At 67.3% G+C, this 16,548-nt stretch carries 10 protein-coding genes and 2 pseudogenes; 5 read left to right on the top strand and 7 right to left on the bottom strand.

Features of this window, described 5'->3' with window-relative positions:
- Positions 1-97 precede the first annotated feature (97 nt).
- The 3 genes and pseudogenes from OG611_RS23380 to OG611_RS23390 all read left to right on the top strand — a co-directional run bounded on the left by OG611_RS23380 (position 98) and on the right by OG611_RS23390 (position 2,379).
- On the top strand, positions 98-874 hold the full coding sequence (locus OG611_RS23380; RefSeq protein WP_266423406.1) for a FadR/GntR family transcriptional regulator: 777 nt from the start codon (positions 98-100) through the stop codon (positions 872-874).
- 30 nt (positions 875-904) lie between these two features.
- A complete protein-coding gene (locus OG611_RS23385; protein ID WP_266423408.1) occupies positions 905-1,948 on the top strand; it encodes an enolase C-terminal domain-like protein in 1,044 nt (347 codons plus the stop codon).
- Between the two features lie 108 nt (positions 1,949-2,056).
- Positions 2,057-2,379, top strand: a pseudogene (locus OG611_RS23390) (L-rhamnose mutarotase).
- Between the two features lie 73 nt (positions 2,380-2,452).
- On the opposite strand, the pseudogene OG611_RS23395 reads toward OG611_RS23390, so the two are convergent.
- The 7 genes and pseudogenes from OG611_RS23395 to OG611_RS23425 all read right to left on the bottom strand — a co-directional run bounded on the left by OG611_RS23395 (position 2,453) and on the right by OG611_RS23425 (position 11,199).
- Positions 2,453-3,078 (bottom strand): annotated as a pseudogene (locus OG611_RS23395) (amidohydrolase).
- 59 nt (positions 3,079-3,137) lie between these two features.
- Positions 3,138-5,510: a hypothetical protein gene (locus OG611_RS23400; RefSeq protein ID WP_266423411.1), complete on the bottom strand. Its 2,373-nt coding sequence runs from the start codon at positions 5,508-5,510 to the stop codon at positions 3,138-3,140.
- Positions 5,511-5,619: 109 nt separating this feature from the next.
- Positions 5,620-6,627: an aldo/keto reductase gene (locus tag OG611_RS23405; protein WP_266423413.1), complete on the bottom strand. Its 1,008-nt coding sequence runs from the start codon at positions 6,625-6,627 to the stop codon at positions 5,620-5,622.
- Between the two features lie 143 nt (positions 6,628-6,770).
- Positions 6,771-7,604, bottom strand: coding sequence for a carbohydrate ABC transporter permease (locus OG611_RS23410; protein WP_266426147.1), 834 nt, complete (start codon positions 7,602-7,604; stop codon positions 6,771-6,773).
- Between the two features lie 44 nt (positions 7,605-7,648).
- The gene (locus OG611_RS23415; protein ID WP_266423415.1) at positions 7,649-8,647 is read right to left on the bottom strand and encodes a carbohydrate ABC transporter permease; all 999 of its coding nucleotides are present in this window, start codon (positions 8,645-8,647) and stop codon (positions 7,649-7,651) included.
- Complete coding sequence (locus OG611_RS23420; protein WP_266423418.1) at positions 8,647-9,945, bottom strand: ABC transporter substrate-binding protein; 1,299 nt, start codon at positions 9,943-9,945, stop codon at positions 8,647-8,649. Before OG611_RS23420 ends, OG611_RS23415 begins: the two co-directional genes overlap by 1 nt.
- A 459-nt stretch (positions 9,946-10,404) precedes the next feature.
- Entirely contained in the window at positions 10,405-11,199 is a 795-nt protein-coding gene (locus OG611_RS23425) for a FadR/GntR family transcriptional regulator (RefSeq protein WP_266423421.1), read from the bottom strand.
- Between the two features lie 492 nt (positions 11,200-11,691).
- Here OG611_RS23425 and OG611_RS23430 point away from each other — a divergent pair, with 492 nt between their 5' ends.
- Together OG611_RS23430 and OG611_RS23435 are read left to right on the top strand one after the other, a co-directional pair.
- Entirely contained in the window at positions 11,692-14,016 is a 2,325-nt protein-coding gene (locus tag OG611_RS23430; protein ID WP_266423424.1) for an Ig domain-containing protein, read from the top strand.
- Between the two features lie 160 nt (positions 14,017-14,176).
- The gene (locus OG611_RS23435; protein ID WP_266423427.1) at positions 14,177-16,501 is read left to right on the top strand and encodes a discoidin domain-containing protein; all 2,325 of its coding nucleotides are present in this window, start codon (positions 14,177-14,179) and stop codon (positions 16,499-16,501) included.
- Positions 16,502-16,548: the final 47 nt, after the last annotated feature.

Genomic DNA, 16,548 nt, shown 5'->3' on the forward strand with positions numbered 1-16,548 from the left:
TGAGGCGCTTCTGCGCCGCTCGGCGACCTCACGCCCGACTTGGACCGCCGTGACATGGATCGACGGAGAAGTGGATCGACGTGAAAGGGGAGCGCCGTTGACCCGCGCAGCCCGCAGCACCGCACCCGCGCCGCCACCCTCGGGCGACGGGCCCGGCTACCGTCCCGGCTACGAGGTCGCGGCGGAACGCATCCTCGAGCACCTCGTCCTGGCCGGCCTGGAGCCCGGCGCCCGGCTGTCCACCGAGCAGGACCTGGCCGACCAGGTGAGGATGAGCCGGACCGTGGTTCGCGAGGCGGTGAAGATCCTCTCCGCGCTGGGCCGGCTGTCCGTGCACAAGGGCCGCGGCATCTACGTCGCCCAGCCCGACCAGTCCTCCTGGCAGCACTCCCTGACCCACTTCCTGCCCGCCGACCTGCACCAGGTCGACGAACTCTTCGAATTCCGGCGCCATTTGGAAACCACCACCGCCCGCCTGGCCGCCCAACGCGCCACCCCCGCCCAGGTCAAAGCCGTTCGCGCGGCCGCCTACCAGTCCACCCGGGCCGCCGAGCAGGACGACATCGACGCCTTCAGCAGCGCCGACGACACCTTCCACACCGCCATCGCCACCGCCACCAACAACTCCTTCCTCACCGCCACAATCGACACCCTGCGTCGCCTGCAACACCAGGTCACCGCCATAGGGCTGGCCGGCCTCGCGGGCGGCTCCCTGCGCGACGCCGCCGCCCAGCACGAAGCCATCGCCCACGCCATCGCCACCGGCGAACACACGCACGCGCAGACCCTCATGGCCCACCACATCGACCGGACCACCCACCAGTTCCAACGAGAGATCCGGCACCGCATCGCCCCCGGCCACCCCAACGCCTGAACCCCACACCACCACCCATGAAGGACACCCATGCGAATCACCGACGTGACTGTGGAACTGGTAGATCTGCCCGCTCAGCCGCCCTTCCGGTGGCGAGCAGGGCTGCCCGGTTCGGAGCCGGCGGTCGTGGGCGGGATCCTGCGGGTTCACACGGACGAAGGCCTGGTGGGCGAGGCGCACACGAGACGTGGGCTGATCGTCGCCGATCTGGTGAACCGCCGCATACGTGAGGACCTGCTCGGCCGCGACCCGCTGATGCGCGAGCTGCTGTGGCACCGCCTGTGGGAGCTGGACCGCATAGAGGAGCTCCCCATCTACGCGCTCGGCCTGGTCGACGTAGCGCTGTGGGACCTGGCCGGCCTCGCGGCCGAGCAGCCGGTCCACCGGCTGCTCGGCCCCTACCGCGAGGCCATCCCCGCCTACGCGAGCACGGTCACCTTCGGCAGCGTCGAGGAGTACCTCGATGTGGCTGACCAGTGTCTGGAGCTCGGCTACTCCGCCATCAAGCTGCACGCGTGGGGAGACCCGAGAGCCGATGCGGACCTGTGCCAGAAGCTGCGGGCCCACGTCGGTGACGACGTCCCGCTCATGTACGACGGCTCCGCCGGGTTCGACCTCGCGGACTCGGTGTACCTCGGCCGCGCACTGTCCGAGGCGGACTACCTGTGGTACGAGGAGCCGATGCGCGAGTTCAGCGTGACCGCCCACCGGTGGCTGGCCGAACAGGTCGACATTCCGCTGCTGGTCGCGGAGACCTCCGACGGCGCGCATTTCAACACTGGCGACTTCATCATGGCGGGCGCGGCGAGCCGGGTCCGCACCAGCGCGCAGCTCAAAGGCGGGATCACCGGAGCCCTGCGCATCGCGCACCTCGCCGAGAGCTACAACCTGCGGGCCGAGGTGCACGGCAGCGGAGTGGTCAACGCCCACCTGTGCATGGCGATACCCAACACCACGTACTACGAGTCCCTCGTGTACACCAACCCCGTGCAGCGCGAGTCGGCGGTCGGTGCCGACGGGCTGGTGCGGGCACCGACGGCCCCCGGCATCGGCTTCGACCAACCGGGCTGGTGACGACTTCTGGTCGAACCAACAGGGCGGCTCCGGCAAGTGCTTGACGATGTCTCATGTTCCAACGTCTCAACGCCTCAGCGCTTCGTGAGAAGGAGCCACACCATGCCCATGCAACGCTACGCCTCGGTCATACGCTTGCGTGGGGAACTCGGGCGGAATACCGCGCCTTGCACGCGGTGGCCTGGCCCGAGGTCCTCGCGACCCTCAAGTGCGCCCACATCGGCAACTACTCGATCTTCCTGCGTGACGGGCTGCTCTTCAGCTAACTCGAGTACACCGGCGAGGACTACGCGGCCGACACCGCGCTCATCGCCGAGTGCCCGGTCACCCGGGACTGGCGGGCCCGTACCGACCCCTGCCAGCAGCCACTGGACAGCGTCGGCGACGGCGAGTGGTGGGCACCCGCCGAAGAGGTCTTCCATCTCGAGTGACATGAGGGGCAGGCCGCAGAGGGGGGGCGGACGCAGCTGCGCCCGCCCCCCTCCGCCGCTTGCCTGCCGCGGGTCACAGACCGTAGACCCGCGCGGCCGTGCCTGCGAACACCGCCGTTTGCTCGTGTTCCGACGGGTCCGCCACGAGCTCGCGGCCGACGGCAACCACCTGTTCGTACTCGGCCGCCAGGGTGCACACCTGCCAGTCCGAGCCGAACATGAGCCGCTCCGGGCCGAAGGTATCCAGCGCGACCGACACGAACGGCCGCAGGTCGGCGGGGCTCCAGGTGTGCCGGTCTGCCTCGTCCTCGCCCTGTACCCGGTGGCGGATGCCGACGAGACGGTCGCCACCGGGCAGCGCGCGCAGTGCGGCCAGGGCGTCCGCGACCACGGGAGAGGTCAGGTCCGTCCAGCCGACGACGCCGGCCACCAGCGGGTCGGCCGCGGCCAGCGTCAGGTATTCGAGAGTCTCCTCGCGTACGCAGATCGTCTGCACCAGCACCGTGGCGTCGACACCCGCGGCCGCGGCCTGCGGTCGCAGGTCGTCGTGGTGAAGTCGCTTCGCAGCGGGGCGAGTTCGGGGCCGGTGATCCAGTCCTGGCAGCGGACCGACAGGTCCCAGACGTGCTGGTGGGCGTCGATGGTGATCACGGGGACAGGCTCAGTCCGGTCGGTTGTTTCTGACAACGTGCTCGGCATGATGTTCCTGTATCTGGCGAAGGTGCTGACGGAACGGGTGCACAGCGAGAACAGCCGGATCAGGCTTGACGTGCGACCTTGCCTTTCCTCGTGATCCGCACGGTGACCGCCCCACCCGCCGGGACTTCGACCTGCGGCCAATCGAGGAACGCCGTGTACCCAAGGGGGCGGGCCGATTGACGGGCCGTTTCCGCCAGTACCGACACCCGTGCCGCGTAGGCCGTGTTGTTGGTCAAGCGGACTACGGCGGCCTGACGGCTCTCGCTGACATGCTCGGCCTCGACATGATCAAAAGGAATGAGGATTCCCTCCCCGGGTCGTACGTAGATTCCGGGAAGTTCGAGTGCCATCAAGGCACCATTGGTCTCGGTCCAGGAGTTTCTCGTCCTGATGAAATCACCGACCGCACCCTTGCCCTCGGCATCGCTGGGCTGGATCCGCTCCATGCTCGACCCGATGAGGTAGTCGGTGGTTATGTGTCCCGGCATGTTGACGACCTCGGCGTGGGCATGCTGGATATCGCTGATGAGTTCAGCGTACTTCTTGTCCCCAGTAGCTCGATACAGCTTGAACAGGTGGTCAGCGGAGGACGTACAGACACCGGGCGCGGCATGTTTGTTCTGGCTGCTTGCCCAAACGGCGCCGGCCATCCTTCCCTTCAGTCGCGCGATATCACTGCCTGCCGGAAACAGCGGATCGTACGCAAGAGTCCAGGACGAGCACAGAGCGGCCTGGACCTTTGCGCGATTCACCCATCTCTTCTTTCCGGTGTACTGGTACAGCGCCATGAATGACTCCAGGAGACCAAACGCTGTTTCGGAGTCCGCATCCTGTGAAATATCCGCGCACGCTCCGCTGGTGAATCCACGGGACTTGATGTCGCGCTCATAGTAGAATTCGGCTGCTTCCTCGGCCGCGGCCAACCAGTCCGGACGGTGGAAGTATTCAGCCGCCAGGGCGAGCCCGGCCGGAGCGATGGCGCCGGCCGTCGAGTTGTACACGGCGATGTCGCCTGTTTCGGGCACGATGTACTGACCGAATTCTCCGTGCCTTCGCCAGGTCCGGGTGAATGCTTCGGCCAGACCGCCTGCGGCCAGTTCCCAGGATTCCTTGATGGTGTCGCCGTGCCCTTGCGCCTTCAGGAGCATCACATGCTTGATCAGCCAGAAGAGCACGTCTCCGTTCTTGCGCACCATCGCCTGCACCGCCGGAAAGTCGGGGTGGGCCTTCTCTGAGCGGATTTCGCCATCTTCGCTGATGAAGCCGTAGAAGAATCCGCTCTGCCCCTTCATGCGGGAGCAGATGAAGTCAAGCTCATCGGAGACCCTGCCCCGTTCCGTCGGGTCATTCAGAGCCAACATGGGGTAGGTGTTGATCATTCCGCTCACCCAACCCAGTTGAAAGTGCCTGGAGTTTTCTGGAAGGTAGTAGCGGCCCGCCTTGGTCTCTGTGAAATTGCCTCGGCAGATGTTGGTGCCGAGCTCTGCCAGCTTACTCATCGGAAGCAGGTTGCGAGGCGTGGTGGGGCCGGTGAGCGACTTTCGCACATCCATGAATTTTTGCAGGACTGCCGGAATTCCGTCGGCATCGAAGGTGAAAACCTGGAAGCGAATCGAAACCGCGTCACCGGGGGCCCAGTTCGACGCATTGTCACCGCTCGGCCGAAAGTCGCCGAAACCGGCCGCCTGCCGGCGCACAACCGGTGCCGAGATGCGGAATTCACAGCTTTCCCTGCTCGCACTCTCCTCAACCGAGAGCCCACTGTTGCCCAGGCGGGTTCCTTGCTCGGTGAGAACAATCCAGCCCTTTCCGAACTTGGGCGAGAAGAAGCTCATCGCCGGGGCGGCAGTATTGCACGTCGCCAGCTCGATCCGTGAGGGCACCGCAGCATCGGAGGCCAGTCGCGGGTTGTTCGATATCGTCAGCGGCGTCTGTGGGTTGTAGTACATGTCGGCCGGATAGTCCGGATTGTATCCGTTGCCGATGGCGCGATAGCGATTGCCGTTGTAGATGATTCCGGGAATCATCACGTAGTTGGCGGTCTCCCAGCTCTCGAATGGGAAATCAACGGAGATTGCGGTCTGTTCCGCCGCCCCCTTCTCCAGGGTGCAGGTCAGGGTGACCTCCCATCCGTGATGATCGGGCACCCGCCGTGCATCCCACTTCAGTTGCCACTGTCGCGGTCCGTCGGTCAGCAGGTCGCCGTCGAATTCCTGGGCCCGGCGCAGCGTCGTGCCGTCATATTCCCGAATCGACACCCGGAGGGAGCCGTGCAATTCGCGCAGAGAACGGCTGAGTTCCGCAGCCTGGCCATCGGCTCCGGCAACCCCTGCGCCGAGCGGCTGGGCTCGTGAGATCGTGGGTTCGAGAGCGACCTTCGCTCCGACTCCAGCGGCCGCCAACAGAGAAAGACAGTTTCTCCTGTCAAGCATTCTGCAACCATCCTCGTGTGTGCGTTCCAGTGAAGGGAACTTCGATCAATTTCGGTTCCACGCGGGGAGTCTGCGCCGCGCGGACCCGGTCGCAAACCGCCGTCCGCGATCAGGGACGTACGCCGTCCTGACGCGGGACAGGCACCGGCACGCCCGGCGGCAGCAGACCCTGGGCACGCAGGGCGAGCCACATCTCCTCGGGGACGGGGTGGCTGATCATCGCGGTGGCGTCCGTCACCTCGGCGGCGCTGCGTGCCCCGAGCAGCACACCGGCGACAGCCGGGTGGCCCAGCGGGAATTGCAGGGCGGCTCCCCGCAGTGGGACCCCGAAGGTCTCGCACAGCGTGCGCAGGGCCAGCGCCCGGTCCAGCAGGTGTGCCGGGGCCGGTGCGTAGTCGAAGGTCGCGCCCGGCTGGGGATCGGCGAGGAGGCCCGAGTTGAACACCCCGCCGACCAGCACGGACACTCCGCGTTGCGCCGCCTGCGGCAGCAGTGCGGCCAGGGCCCTCTGATCGAGCAGGGAGTAGCGGCCGGCCAGCAGGACCACGTCGATGTCGGTGTCGCGGACGAAGCGTGTCGGCATCGCGGTCTGGTTCATGCCGACGCCGATCGCGCCGACCGTGCCCTCCGCACGCATCCGCTCCAGCTCGGGGTAGGCGCAGTCGAAGGCCTCGCGCTCGTGGCCGTCCGGGTCGTGCAGGTAGACGGTGTCCACGCGATCGAGGCCGAGCCGGGTGAGGCTCTCCTCGACGCTGGTGCGTACACCGCGGGCGCTGAAGTCCCACACCCGTTCGTGGGTGGCCGGGACGGCGAAGCCGTTCGCCAGGTCGGCGCCGGGCAGTCCGGTGCGTACGCGCAGCAGGCGGCCGACTTTGGTGGACAGCGTGAACTGCGGACGTGGCCGGGTGCGCAGTGCGTCTCCCAGCCGGCGCTCGGACAGGCCGAGTCCGTAGTGCGGAGCGGTGTCGAATGCGCGGATGCCGCAGGCCCAGGCTGCCTCGACGGTGGCGGCCGCGTCCTCGTCACTGACCGCGTGGAACAGGTTGCCCAGGGCGGCGGCACCCAGTGACAGTGCGTCGACGGCGCTGGCGCTGTGCCCGGGTGCTGTGGGGTGCATGAGGTGAGGAATGCCTCTCGCTGAAGGGGCGTGAACGGACGTGAAGGGGCGCGAGCGTCAGAAGTCCGCGACATGTGACAGGGGGCGGGGCTTGCGTCGGTCTCCGCCCCGCCCTGTCACATGCCCAGCCGTACCGCCCGGTCTCAACCCTTCGTCGCTCCTCCTGTGAGGCCTTTGACGAACTGCTTCTGGAAGGCCAGGTAGAAGACGAGGATGGGCAGTGTCGCCAGGAACATGAAGGCGAAGACCGAGCCGAAGTCCGCCTGGTGTTCACCGATGGCACGGTAGATGCCGACGGTCACCGTGGTGCCTGCCGTCGGGCCCAGGACGATCAGCGGGTTGAGGAAGTCGTTCCAGATCCAGACGCCGAGGAAGATCACCACGCTGGCCGACGCCGGACGCATCAGCGGGAAGACCACCTGCCAGAAGGCGCGGAACGCTCCAGCGCCGTCGATCGCCGCGGCTTCTTCGAGCTCTCGGGGGATCGTCTTGGCGAAGCCCGCGAAGACGAACACCCCGAACGGCATGTAGTAGCCGACGTACGCCAGGACCAGTCCGGGCACGCTGCTCATCAGCCCCAGCGTGCGCAGGACTTCGGTGATCGGGGTGAGGATCACCGCGGGCGGCACCATGAGACCGCAGAGCAGGACGACCATGATGACCTTGGACAGGACGCCGGTCGACCGGGCCAGGTAGTGGCCGAGCATGGCGGAGATCGCGGTGATGACGAGGATGGAGATCACGGTGACCTCCGTGCTGTTGACCAGCCCGTACCAGAAGAGGTGGTCCGGGCGCGACAGCACGCTCTGGATGTTGTCCAGGGTCGGTGGGACCGGGAGGCCGACCGGGTTCGACACGATCGCCGAACCGTCCTTGAACACGTTGACCAGCACGAGGTAGATCGGCAGGAAGAACAGCAGGCCGGCGAGGAGCGCGACGACCGGGCGTATCCACGCCCTTGTTCCACCCCTGTTCATGCTCGCGTTCAGGTCCGGTTTCATCTTCGTGTTCGTGTTCGTGCTCATGCGGACACCTCGCGTTTCTGCAGCCACCCGAGCGCGATCACGGAGACGGTCGCGACCAGGATCAGCATCGCCACGGCCATCGCGGAGGCGTAGCCGACGTGGTTGCCGTTGAACGCGGTCTGGATCACCTGGAAGGCGAGGGTGGATGTGGTGCCGGGGCCGGGGCCGCCGTTGGTGAGCACCTGGATCTGGTCGTAGGCCTTGAATCCGCCGATCAGTGACATGACCGTGTTGATGGTGACGGCGGGTGCCAGCATCGGCCAGGTGACATGGCGGAACCGCATCAGTGGTCCGCAGCCGTCGATGGCCGCCGCTTCGTGCAACTCCTGCGGGATTCCCTGCAGTCCGGCCAGGTAGATCACCACGCAGAAGCCGAGCCCTTGCCAGGCGATGACCCACGAGACCGTGTAGAGGGCGAGGCTCGGATCGGAGAGCCAGCCCGGCGGATGACTCGCCCCCAGCTGTCGCAGTATGGAGTTGAGCAGGCCGTCGTCGACGAGGATCGCCTGCCAGATGACGCTGACCACCACGGCGCTCAGCACGACCGGCACGAAGAACACGCTGCGCAGAGCGTTGTACAGCCAGCCGCGCCGGTCGAGCAGCAGGGCGATCGCCAGGCCGCCGGCGTTGGTCACCAGCGTCACGATCACGGTGATGACGACGGTGTTCTGCAGTGCTTTGAGGAAATCGTCGTCGGAGAACAGGCTCGTGAGGTTGGACAGGCCCGCCCACCGGGTCGGCGGGTTGAAGGGGTTCTTGTTGGTGAGGCTGTAGCCGGCGGTCATGCCGATCGGCACCAGGACGAGGGCCAGGTAGGCGAGCAGTCCGGGAGCCGCGAAGACGGCGAAGCGGCCCGGTCCGCCGTTCGGGCGGAAGCGCCGGGACGGTCGCGACGCCCGCTGCGCGGGGGTGTCCTGTGGTCGGACCGCTGCCGTGTCCTTCGCTGCGTGCGCGGTAGGGGAACTCTCCGGTCGGGGCAGGGTACGTATGCGCATTATCGGGTGGCCTTGTCCCACTGCTCGTCCATGTAGGCACCGAACTGACGGGCTGTCATGCGGCCGCCGAGGAGATTCTGGACGCCGGCCGCGGCCTTGTCGGCCAGGCCGGGCGGCAGGGAACCGTCACCGGTCTCCTGGGAGAACGAGTTGACGATCCCGTCGTCCTTCTGGGCCTGCCGATACGCCGCCACGGTCTTCTTGTAGACGGGGCCCATGGCGCTGGGCGGGCTGTAGCCCTTGATGTCGATGATGAGCCCGTCGGCCTTGACGGCGGCGTCCAGGTTCTTCTGGTCCTCCATGAAGGCCTTGGCCCACTTCTTGGCCAGGGGAACATCGGACGACTTGGAGCTCACCGTCATCCCGCCGCCGAGGACGCCGGGGAGTGCCGGGGCCCCCTGGTCCGTGGGCCACGCGAAGACGCCCGTGTCGAAGTCCGGCTTCTTCGTGTCGGCCGAGGCCGAGAACCAGCTGCCCATCGGATACATCGCGCCCTTACCGTCACGGAAGGCCTGTTCGGTGTCCGCGTAGGAGCGGGAAAGGCCGGCGCGGTCGATGTATCCCTTGTCCGCGAGGCCGGCGACCTTCTGGGCGGCGGCGACGAACGCCGGGTCGGTGAACTTGACCTTGCCCTCGGCGCGTTGGGACAGCCAGTCCGGGGTCTTCTTGTAGACGTCGGTGGCCACCGTGCAGATCAGCGGGAACATGTCGGCCCAGGAATCCTTGCCGCCACCGCCGACCACGAAGGGGTTGATGCCCTTTTTCTTCAACTTGGCGCTGTCGTCGAGCAGTTCACGGTACGTGCGTGGCGGTGTGTCGATGCCGGCCGCCGCGAAGTCCTTCTTGTCGTAGTAGACCAGCGTCGTCTGGGCGGAGTAGGGCAGCTGGTAGACCTTGCCGTCGTACGTGTTGGCGCGGGGGTTCTTGTACGTCGCGAGTTCCTTGTCCGTCCACGGCGCCAGCTTGCCCGCCTCGGCGAATCCGGCGGGGTTCAGGCCGATCATGACGTCCGGGAACTGGCCCGTGCTGTCGAGCTGCTTCGCGTACCCGGTGCGGTCGGCGCTGGGCGACACGAGCTTCTTGATCGTCACCCCGGGCACCTTCGCCGAGGCGCGGGCGATCGCGGCGTCCCAGTACTTCGCGTCCAGGTTGGGCGTTTCGAAGGTGAGGAAGGTCAAGGTGGCCTTGTCGCCGTCGCCCTTGGATGCACTCGTACCGGAACTGCCGGCCGTGCACCCGGCCAGGAGGAGAGCACCTGCGAGGGCGGCGGTTCTTGTGAGTATCGGATTGCGCGTCATGTCCAACTTCCCCTACCCGTCGTTGTCCGGGGGCGGTACCGAGTCGCTGTCTTGTTCGTACCGAGACGAGAGAGGGAATCCCGCTGCCGACCGTCCACCGAATCCGTCACATGGTTCAGACTCTTCCCAGAGTCCTGCTGCTCTCGAGGGCGACCGCTTCCCCTCAGCGTTCGCCCCTCAGGGCACCTTGGGGTATGGAAGTCCGCGCGCGACGGCATGTCAAGAGATGAGAAGGAGTTATTACCTCAACCAAGGCGGCAATAGATCTGATACATGTCGGTAGAGTTTCGCCGGACCCTACGGATTCGCTTCACAGGAACGAGACGCGTCGGTGGCGCGGTTCACGACTCCGGCACGCCTCGACCGCCCGTCGCTCCGTCGCCCCGTCGTCCGGTCGTTTCCGGTGTGGGCGACGGGGCGGGGAGGCGGGGCACTACTGATCGAGGCTGTCGTCCGCGGTCACGCCCCGTCCGGGCCGGCGGGAACGGCGGGAGCGGCAAAGATGCGATTGCGGATCTCTCGCTGGACCTGGAGTTCCGTCGTGTCGATATGGCGGGCCATGAGGGCGGCGGCCTGTTCCGGCTCACCGGCCCCGATCGCTTCCAGGATCGCCAGGTGCTGCTCCGCAGCCCCGGCGAGTGATCCCGGTGCGGAGTCGGCCAGGGCCACGATGGTGACCTGTCGCTGCAGCCGCTGGATCGCGTCGACCAGGCTGGAGAGGAACGCGTTCCCCGCTGCCGCGCCGATCGCCTGATGGAACTCCGCATCGGCCCGGCCGAACGACTCGTGGTCGTCTCGCTCGGCGGCCTCCGCCGAGCGCTGCGCCGCCTCGCGGATCGCCCTGAGCTGAACCGGTGTGGCCCGCGCGGCCGCGAGCCCGCTGGTCTCGGCCTCGGTGAAGCGCCGGAACTCGAACAGTTCACCGACGCGGCTCGGGTCGGTCGGCAGGAACCGGGAGAACGTGTCGGACCACAGGTCGTTCCTGGGATGCGCCACGAAAATGCCGCGCCCCTTCTCCACCGAGAGCCTCCCGAGGGCCGAGAGGATCTTGACGCCCTCTCGCACCACCGTCCTGCTCATGTCCACTTCGGCCGCCAGATCCTTCTCCGTCGGCAGCCGGTCGCCGGGCCCCATCCCCTGCCGGGCGACGTACTCCAGGATGCGCTCCGCCGCGACCTCGTAGCCGGGGCGGTAGGGAGCCGCCTCCGTCTCCGTCTCCGATGCCGCGGACGCGGGCCGGGAAGATCCAGTCATGTTGCTCCATGTATCCGATGCATGCCGTCACGAAATACCAAGTGCTGGGCCCCCAAGATACCTCCCGGGCCGCCCGTTCAGGGGTGCTCGGATCGCCCCACGGAGTACCCCTGCCCATCGGGAATAGATCCGAACTAAGCCTTGACGGCCCCTTCTGTGCCGTGCACGCTAGACCGCACTTGTGCTGCGGTAGTTACACAGGAGAAGCAAGCGCACTTCCCTGCACGGGCAGGCCTATGGGCTCTCCGGCTCATGGCCGTCCGCCGATCCCGCTCCCCGGAACAGCGCGAACCATCTCCGCTGAAGAATACGAACTATCCAGGTGACCTCGTTCGTCGCTCGACGTTTGCCGGCCTTGCGCCCCTCTGCGCTGTTCACGGGCAGTTGATCAGCGATCCCACGCGTCATCGAGAGTCACTTCACCTAGGAGGACATGTGGACAGGCGTCGCTTTCTGGTTGCCAGCGGCTTGAGTTCGGCCACGGCCGTGGCCATGGCCGCCGGACCCGCGCATGCTGCGCGAACGGCCAGGACCAAGACGTCCCCGTCGCTGCGGATCGGGGCGGGCTTCCTGTCGGTGGGCATCAGCGGCTCCGGGTACGTGGACAGCCTGGTGGACCTGCGTGACGGCACCGACCACCTGGCTGAGGACACCCCCGTGCCGCTGGTCAGCGTGGTGGCCGACGGCAAGCACGTGGTTCCCGCGAAGGTGCGGGTCGTGTCGCGTGACCGGGCGCACCACCGGCAGGTCCTGGAGTTCGTCGGCGAGAGCGTGACGATCCAGGTAGAGGCCGTCGGGTTTCCCACGCATTCCACACTTGAAGTCGTCGGCCTGACGGCCGCCTCGGGTGTGGATGTGCAGACGCTGCTGTGGGGTCCGCTGCCGACGACGCTCGACGACACCATCGGCGAGACGGTCGGTGTGGTCGCCAACTCCGATTTCGTCATGGGGGTCCGGCCGCTGAACGACAAGACGGTGGGCGGGTGGCCGAACGAGCATCTGGCATACGGGTTCGGTCCCGATCTCGTCTGGAATCCGTACGGGCTCCAGACCGGCGCGAAGGACGAGTGGCTGGCCAGCAACGTCGCCGCGAAGACCACGTGGGGCAGCGTCCTGCGCGCCGCCACCTACGACTACAGCAAGGTGCGGGTCCGGCAGCGCACCAACGGTTACGAGATCCCGCTCGGCCCGCTGCCCGCGCCCGAGGGCCGGATCGTCGGGTCGAAGATAGCCCTGTTCGGCAGTGCGCCGGATCTCGCCCTGACCGTGCTCAGCCAGATCGCCAAGGAGCACGACCAGGCGTACCCCACCCTGGACGACCAGTGGCAGAAGGTGGCCCAACGCACCTCGCAGACCCACTTCTGGGTCCACGACCTCAACACGGGCAACGTCACCGCGGCCGCGAAGCTCGCCGCGCAGGCCGGGGTGCGGAACATCTACGCGATCAGCGGCAACGGGCCGTGGGTGTCGCACGGGCACTACCAGTTCAACGGCTCCTTCGGCGGATCGGACGCGGCGGCCGCCCAGTTGGTGGCCGCCGCGGCGAAGGAGGGGATCGAGGTCGGGGTGCACACCCTGTCCACCTTCATCGACGCCAACGACCCGTACGTGAAGGCGCCGGCCGATCCACGGCTCGCGGTGGGCGGCTCCGCCCGGCTCACCCGCCCGCTGGCCGGGTCGGACACCACGCTGTACGTGGATGCCAACGGCCTGCTGGCCTCCGGCGTCGACGGTCAACGGCTGCGCATCGGCGACGAGTTCATCACCTACGGCTCCGTCACCAAGGTCAGCAACACCGAGTGGCAGGTCGGCGGCCTGAGCCGGGCACAGTGGTCCTCGGCCGCCAAGGACTACCCGGCCGGCACCACCGTCGCCCGGCTCATCCAGAACGGCTACGGCGGCGCGCTGGCCAGTCTGCCGATCACCGATGAGATCGCGACCCGGCTGGCCACCGCCTACAACACCAGCGGCGTCCACGCCACGTCCTATGACGGGCTTGAAGGCACCGGCTACAACGGCTGGGGCGGCTACGGCTTCGCACGTCTCGTCAACGGCGTCCACCGGCAGGTCACCACCAAGAACTTCATCACCGAGTGCAGCAACCTTGCGTCGAACACCTGGGACGCCCAGTCCAGGGCGAGCTGGGGTGAGATCGGCCCCACGAGCTACGCTCAGATCATCCGCAGCAACACCTTCTACCGAGCGAACTACCTGCCCGGGATGATGGGCCAGCAGGGGCTCTCGGGCAGCGACACCCTGCAAAAGATCGAGGACACCCTGGCGCACGCGGCCTCCCTCGACGCCGGCATCAACTTCGAGACCACCGTGAGCGGTCTCCAGTCCGGGCAGAACGCCACCGCGCTGCTCGCCGCCGTCCGGATGTGGGAGTCCGCGCGCGCAGCCGGTGCGTTCACTGCCGAGCAGAAGAAGCAACTGGGCGTCGCGAGCAGGCACTGGCACCTGAGCGAGGTCACGCCGGACGCCGAGTGGACGCTGCAGGAGAAGGACACGTCCGGTCAGTCGACCGGCGACCCGCAGCCGGTCAAGGCCCCGACGCCGGGCTTCGCCACGCCGGAGCCGACGGGCGCCCGGGTCGGAAGGCTGTACGCCTTCAAGGTGACCTCGACGACTCCGCGGACCATCCGCTACGAGGTCACTGACGGCCGCCTCCCGCGCGGCCTGACCCTCAACCAGGACACCGGTGGCATCACCGGAATTCCTGCCTTCCCCGGCACCAGCAAATTCACCATCACCGCCAAGAACGGCGGGCGCATCGCCGATGCGAAGATCACCTACAAGGTGACGACCAGGCCGTGACCGCGCCGTGCCGTGCCCCGGCCTCGGCCGGGGCACGGCACGGCTGGCACCTGCTCCCCGTCGCGTCACCCGCACGAACCTCCAGGAACGAATCCATCGAGAACGCTTGGAGTTTCACATGAGAGTGCGTCCAAGACAGCTGCTGTGCCTTCTCGCATTTATGGTCTCCCTGCTCGCCCTCGCCGCTCCCGCCACACCGGCGAGCGCCGCCCCCGACCCGGTCAACGCAAAACCCGCAGTGGTGCCCGCCCTCCAGAAGTGGCAGGGCCGCACCGGATTCTTCGAGCTGAGCCGGCACAGCCGCATCGTGTTCGCCGGAGCGCACCGCGACCGTCTCCGCGACCAACTCGCCACCCTCCCCGACGAGATCGAGCAGGTCACGGGGCGCAAGCCGGCCCTGTCGCCGCGCCACCCGCACAGCGGCGACATCGTGCTGTCGATCGATCCCACCCTGCCCGAAGCGGTGGACGGCGCCCGGTTCAAGGAAGAGGGCTACACCTTCACGGTCACCGGCAAGAACGTGCGGATCACCGCGCCGACCGCGAAGGGCGTCTACTACGGCACCCGTACGCTCCTGCAGATCCTGCTGCTCGACGACGGCCGTGATTCCGTCCCCGTGGGCACTGCCGTGGACTGGCCGAACTACAAGGTGCGGGGCTTCACGCTGGATGTCGGGCGGCGCTTCTTCACCGCGGACTTCATCCGGGACTACATCCGTCTCATGGGCTGGTTCAAGCTCAACGAGTTCCAGATCCACCTCAACGACAACGGGTTCAAGGGTGACCGTCCCTGGAGCGAGGCCCAGGCCGGCTTCCGGCTCAAGACCGAAAACCCCCTGCTGTCCGGCCTGGCCTCGAAGGACGGAGCGTACGACCGGCGCGACTGGGAATCCTTCGAGGACACTGCCGCCGCCAACGGCGTCACGCTCGTCCCCGAGTTCGATGCTCCCGCCCACTCGCTCGCGTTCATCCGGTTCAAGCCGTCCCTCGGTCTGAACAACGGCGACTCCGACCACCTGGACCTGTCCAAGCCGGAGACCACCGCGTTCATGAAGTTGGTGTTCGCCGAGTTCACGCCGTGGTTTCGCGGTCCGGACGTGCACTTCGGCGCCGACGAGTACCGGGTCGACAAGCCCCGCTACAAGACCTACTTCAACGAGATGGCCACCCATATCCGCGCGCTCGGCAAGCATCCGCGCGCCTGGGGCAGCCTGTCCCTGATGGCGTCCAGCACCGAGGGCTACGACCGGGACGTCACCCTCAACAGCTGGAACAACCAGTGGTACGGCCCGCAGGCCGCCAAGAAGGACGGCTACTCGTTCATCAACACCAACGACGCCCTGCTCTACATCGTCCCGTTCGCGAGCTACTACCACGGCCACGGGCTGGACGGTAAGTACCTCTACGACAACTGGGAACCCAACGTCTTCCCCGACGGCCAGAGCGTCGCACCGAAGGACCCCCAACTCCTCGGCTCCATGTCCTCGGTGTGGAACGACCTGACCACGTCCAGCTACACCGAACTCGACGTACACAAACTGGTCGAGCCCACCTTCGGAATTCTGGCGCAGAAGATGTGGAGCGGCGCCAACTCGGGTGTCCCGTACAGCGATTTCATGTCGACCGTGCGCAAGCTCGGCGTGGGTACGGGGCTGACCGAGGTCGCCACGACACTCGCCACCCCGGCCAACAGCGAGCTGAGCGCGGGCAAGCCGGCGACCGCGTCCGCGGGCACGGCCGACGCGGCGTTCGACGGGGTGAGCACCACCAAGTGGCAGAGCGGCCCGGGAGATCACGCCTGGCTCCGCGTGGACCTCGGCCGCCCCCAGATCGTCACCAGGGCCGACCTGGACTGGGCGCCCGCACACGGCCGCGACTACGCGATGCAGGTGTCCGGCGACGGCAGGACCTGGACCACGGTCGCCCGCCGCACGGACCGCGCGTCCGCGGGATCCGACACGCTCACCTTCGAACCGGTCACCGCCCGGTACGTGCGTCTCGTCGGCACCGAAGCGGCCCGCAAACAGGACGGCTACGCGCTGTGGAGCATGCGCGTCTTCGACGCAGCGGATCTGGCGCTGCACCGGCCGACCACCGCGTCGTCGTCCGAAGTGCCCAGCCTGGGACCGGAGAACGCCACCGACGGTGACCCGGCGAGCCGCTGGGCCAGTGCCTACCGTGACGGCGAATGGATCCAGGTGGACCTGGGCCAGGCACAGACGGTCCGCCGCGTCCTGCTCGACTGGGAGACGGCGTCCGGACAGGACTACGACATCCAGGTCTCCGACGACGGAGTGAACTGGAAGACAGCCGCCGCCGTCCGGGACAAGCCTGCGGGCGCCCGCGTGGACGACCTCACCTTCGCGCCCGCCTCGGGCCTGTACGTGCGCATGCAAGGCATCAAGCGCACGTCGTCCTTCGGCTATTCGCTCCGGCGCTTCGAGGTCCGGGCCGCGAGCCCGGAGCCGAACCTCCTGCGCCGCTGAGACGTGGTGCCGACCGGTGACGGCGCCGGTCGGCACCACTGCACAAG

Origin of the sequence: Streptomyces sp. NBC_01363 (assembly GCF_026340595.1) — a bacterium.
Lineage (GTDB): Bacteria > Actinomycetota > Actinomycetes > Streptomycetales > Streptomycetaceae > Streptomyces.

Coding starts and splice junctions, on each gene's coding strand:
- OG611_RS23420 (WP_266423418.1), bottom strand. CDS start 9,945: ATGACGCGCAATCCGATACTCACAAGAACCGCCGCCCTCGCAGGTGCT.
- OG611_RS23385 (WP_266423408.1), top strand. CDS start 905: ATGCGAATCACCGACGTGACTGTGGAACTGGTAGATCTGCCCGCTCAG.
- OG611_RS23430 (WP_266423424.1), top strand. CDS start 11,692: ATGGCCGCCGGACCCGCGCATGCTGCGCGAACGGCCAGGACCAAGACG.
- OG611_RS23400 (WP_266423411.1), bottom strand. CDS start 5,510: ATGCTTGACAGGAGAAACTGTCTTTCTCTGTTGGCGGCCGCTGGAGTC.
- OG611_RS23425 (WP_266423421.1), bottom strand. CDS start 11,199: ATGACTGGATCTTCCCGGCCCGCGTCCGCGGCATCGGAGACGGAGACG.
- OG611_RS23405 (WP_266423413.1), bottom strand. CDS start 6,627: ATGCACCCCACAGCACCCGGGCACAGCGCCAGCGCCGTCGACGCACTG.
- OG611_RS23435 (WP_266423427.1), top strand. CDS start 14,177: ATGGTCTCCCTGCTCGCCCTCGCCGCTCCCGCCACACCGGCGAGCGCC.
- OG611_RS23410 (WP_266426147.1), bottom strand. CDS start 7,604: ATGAACAGGGGTGGAACAAGGGCGTGGATACGCCCGGTCGTCGCGCTC.
- OG611_RS23415 (WP_266423415.1), bottom strand. CDS start 8,647: ATGCGCATACGTACCCTGCCCCGACCGGAGAGTTCCCCTACCGCGCAC.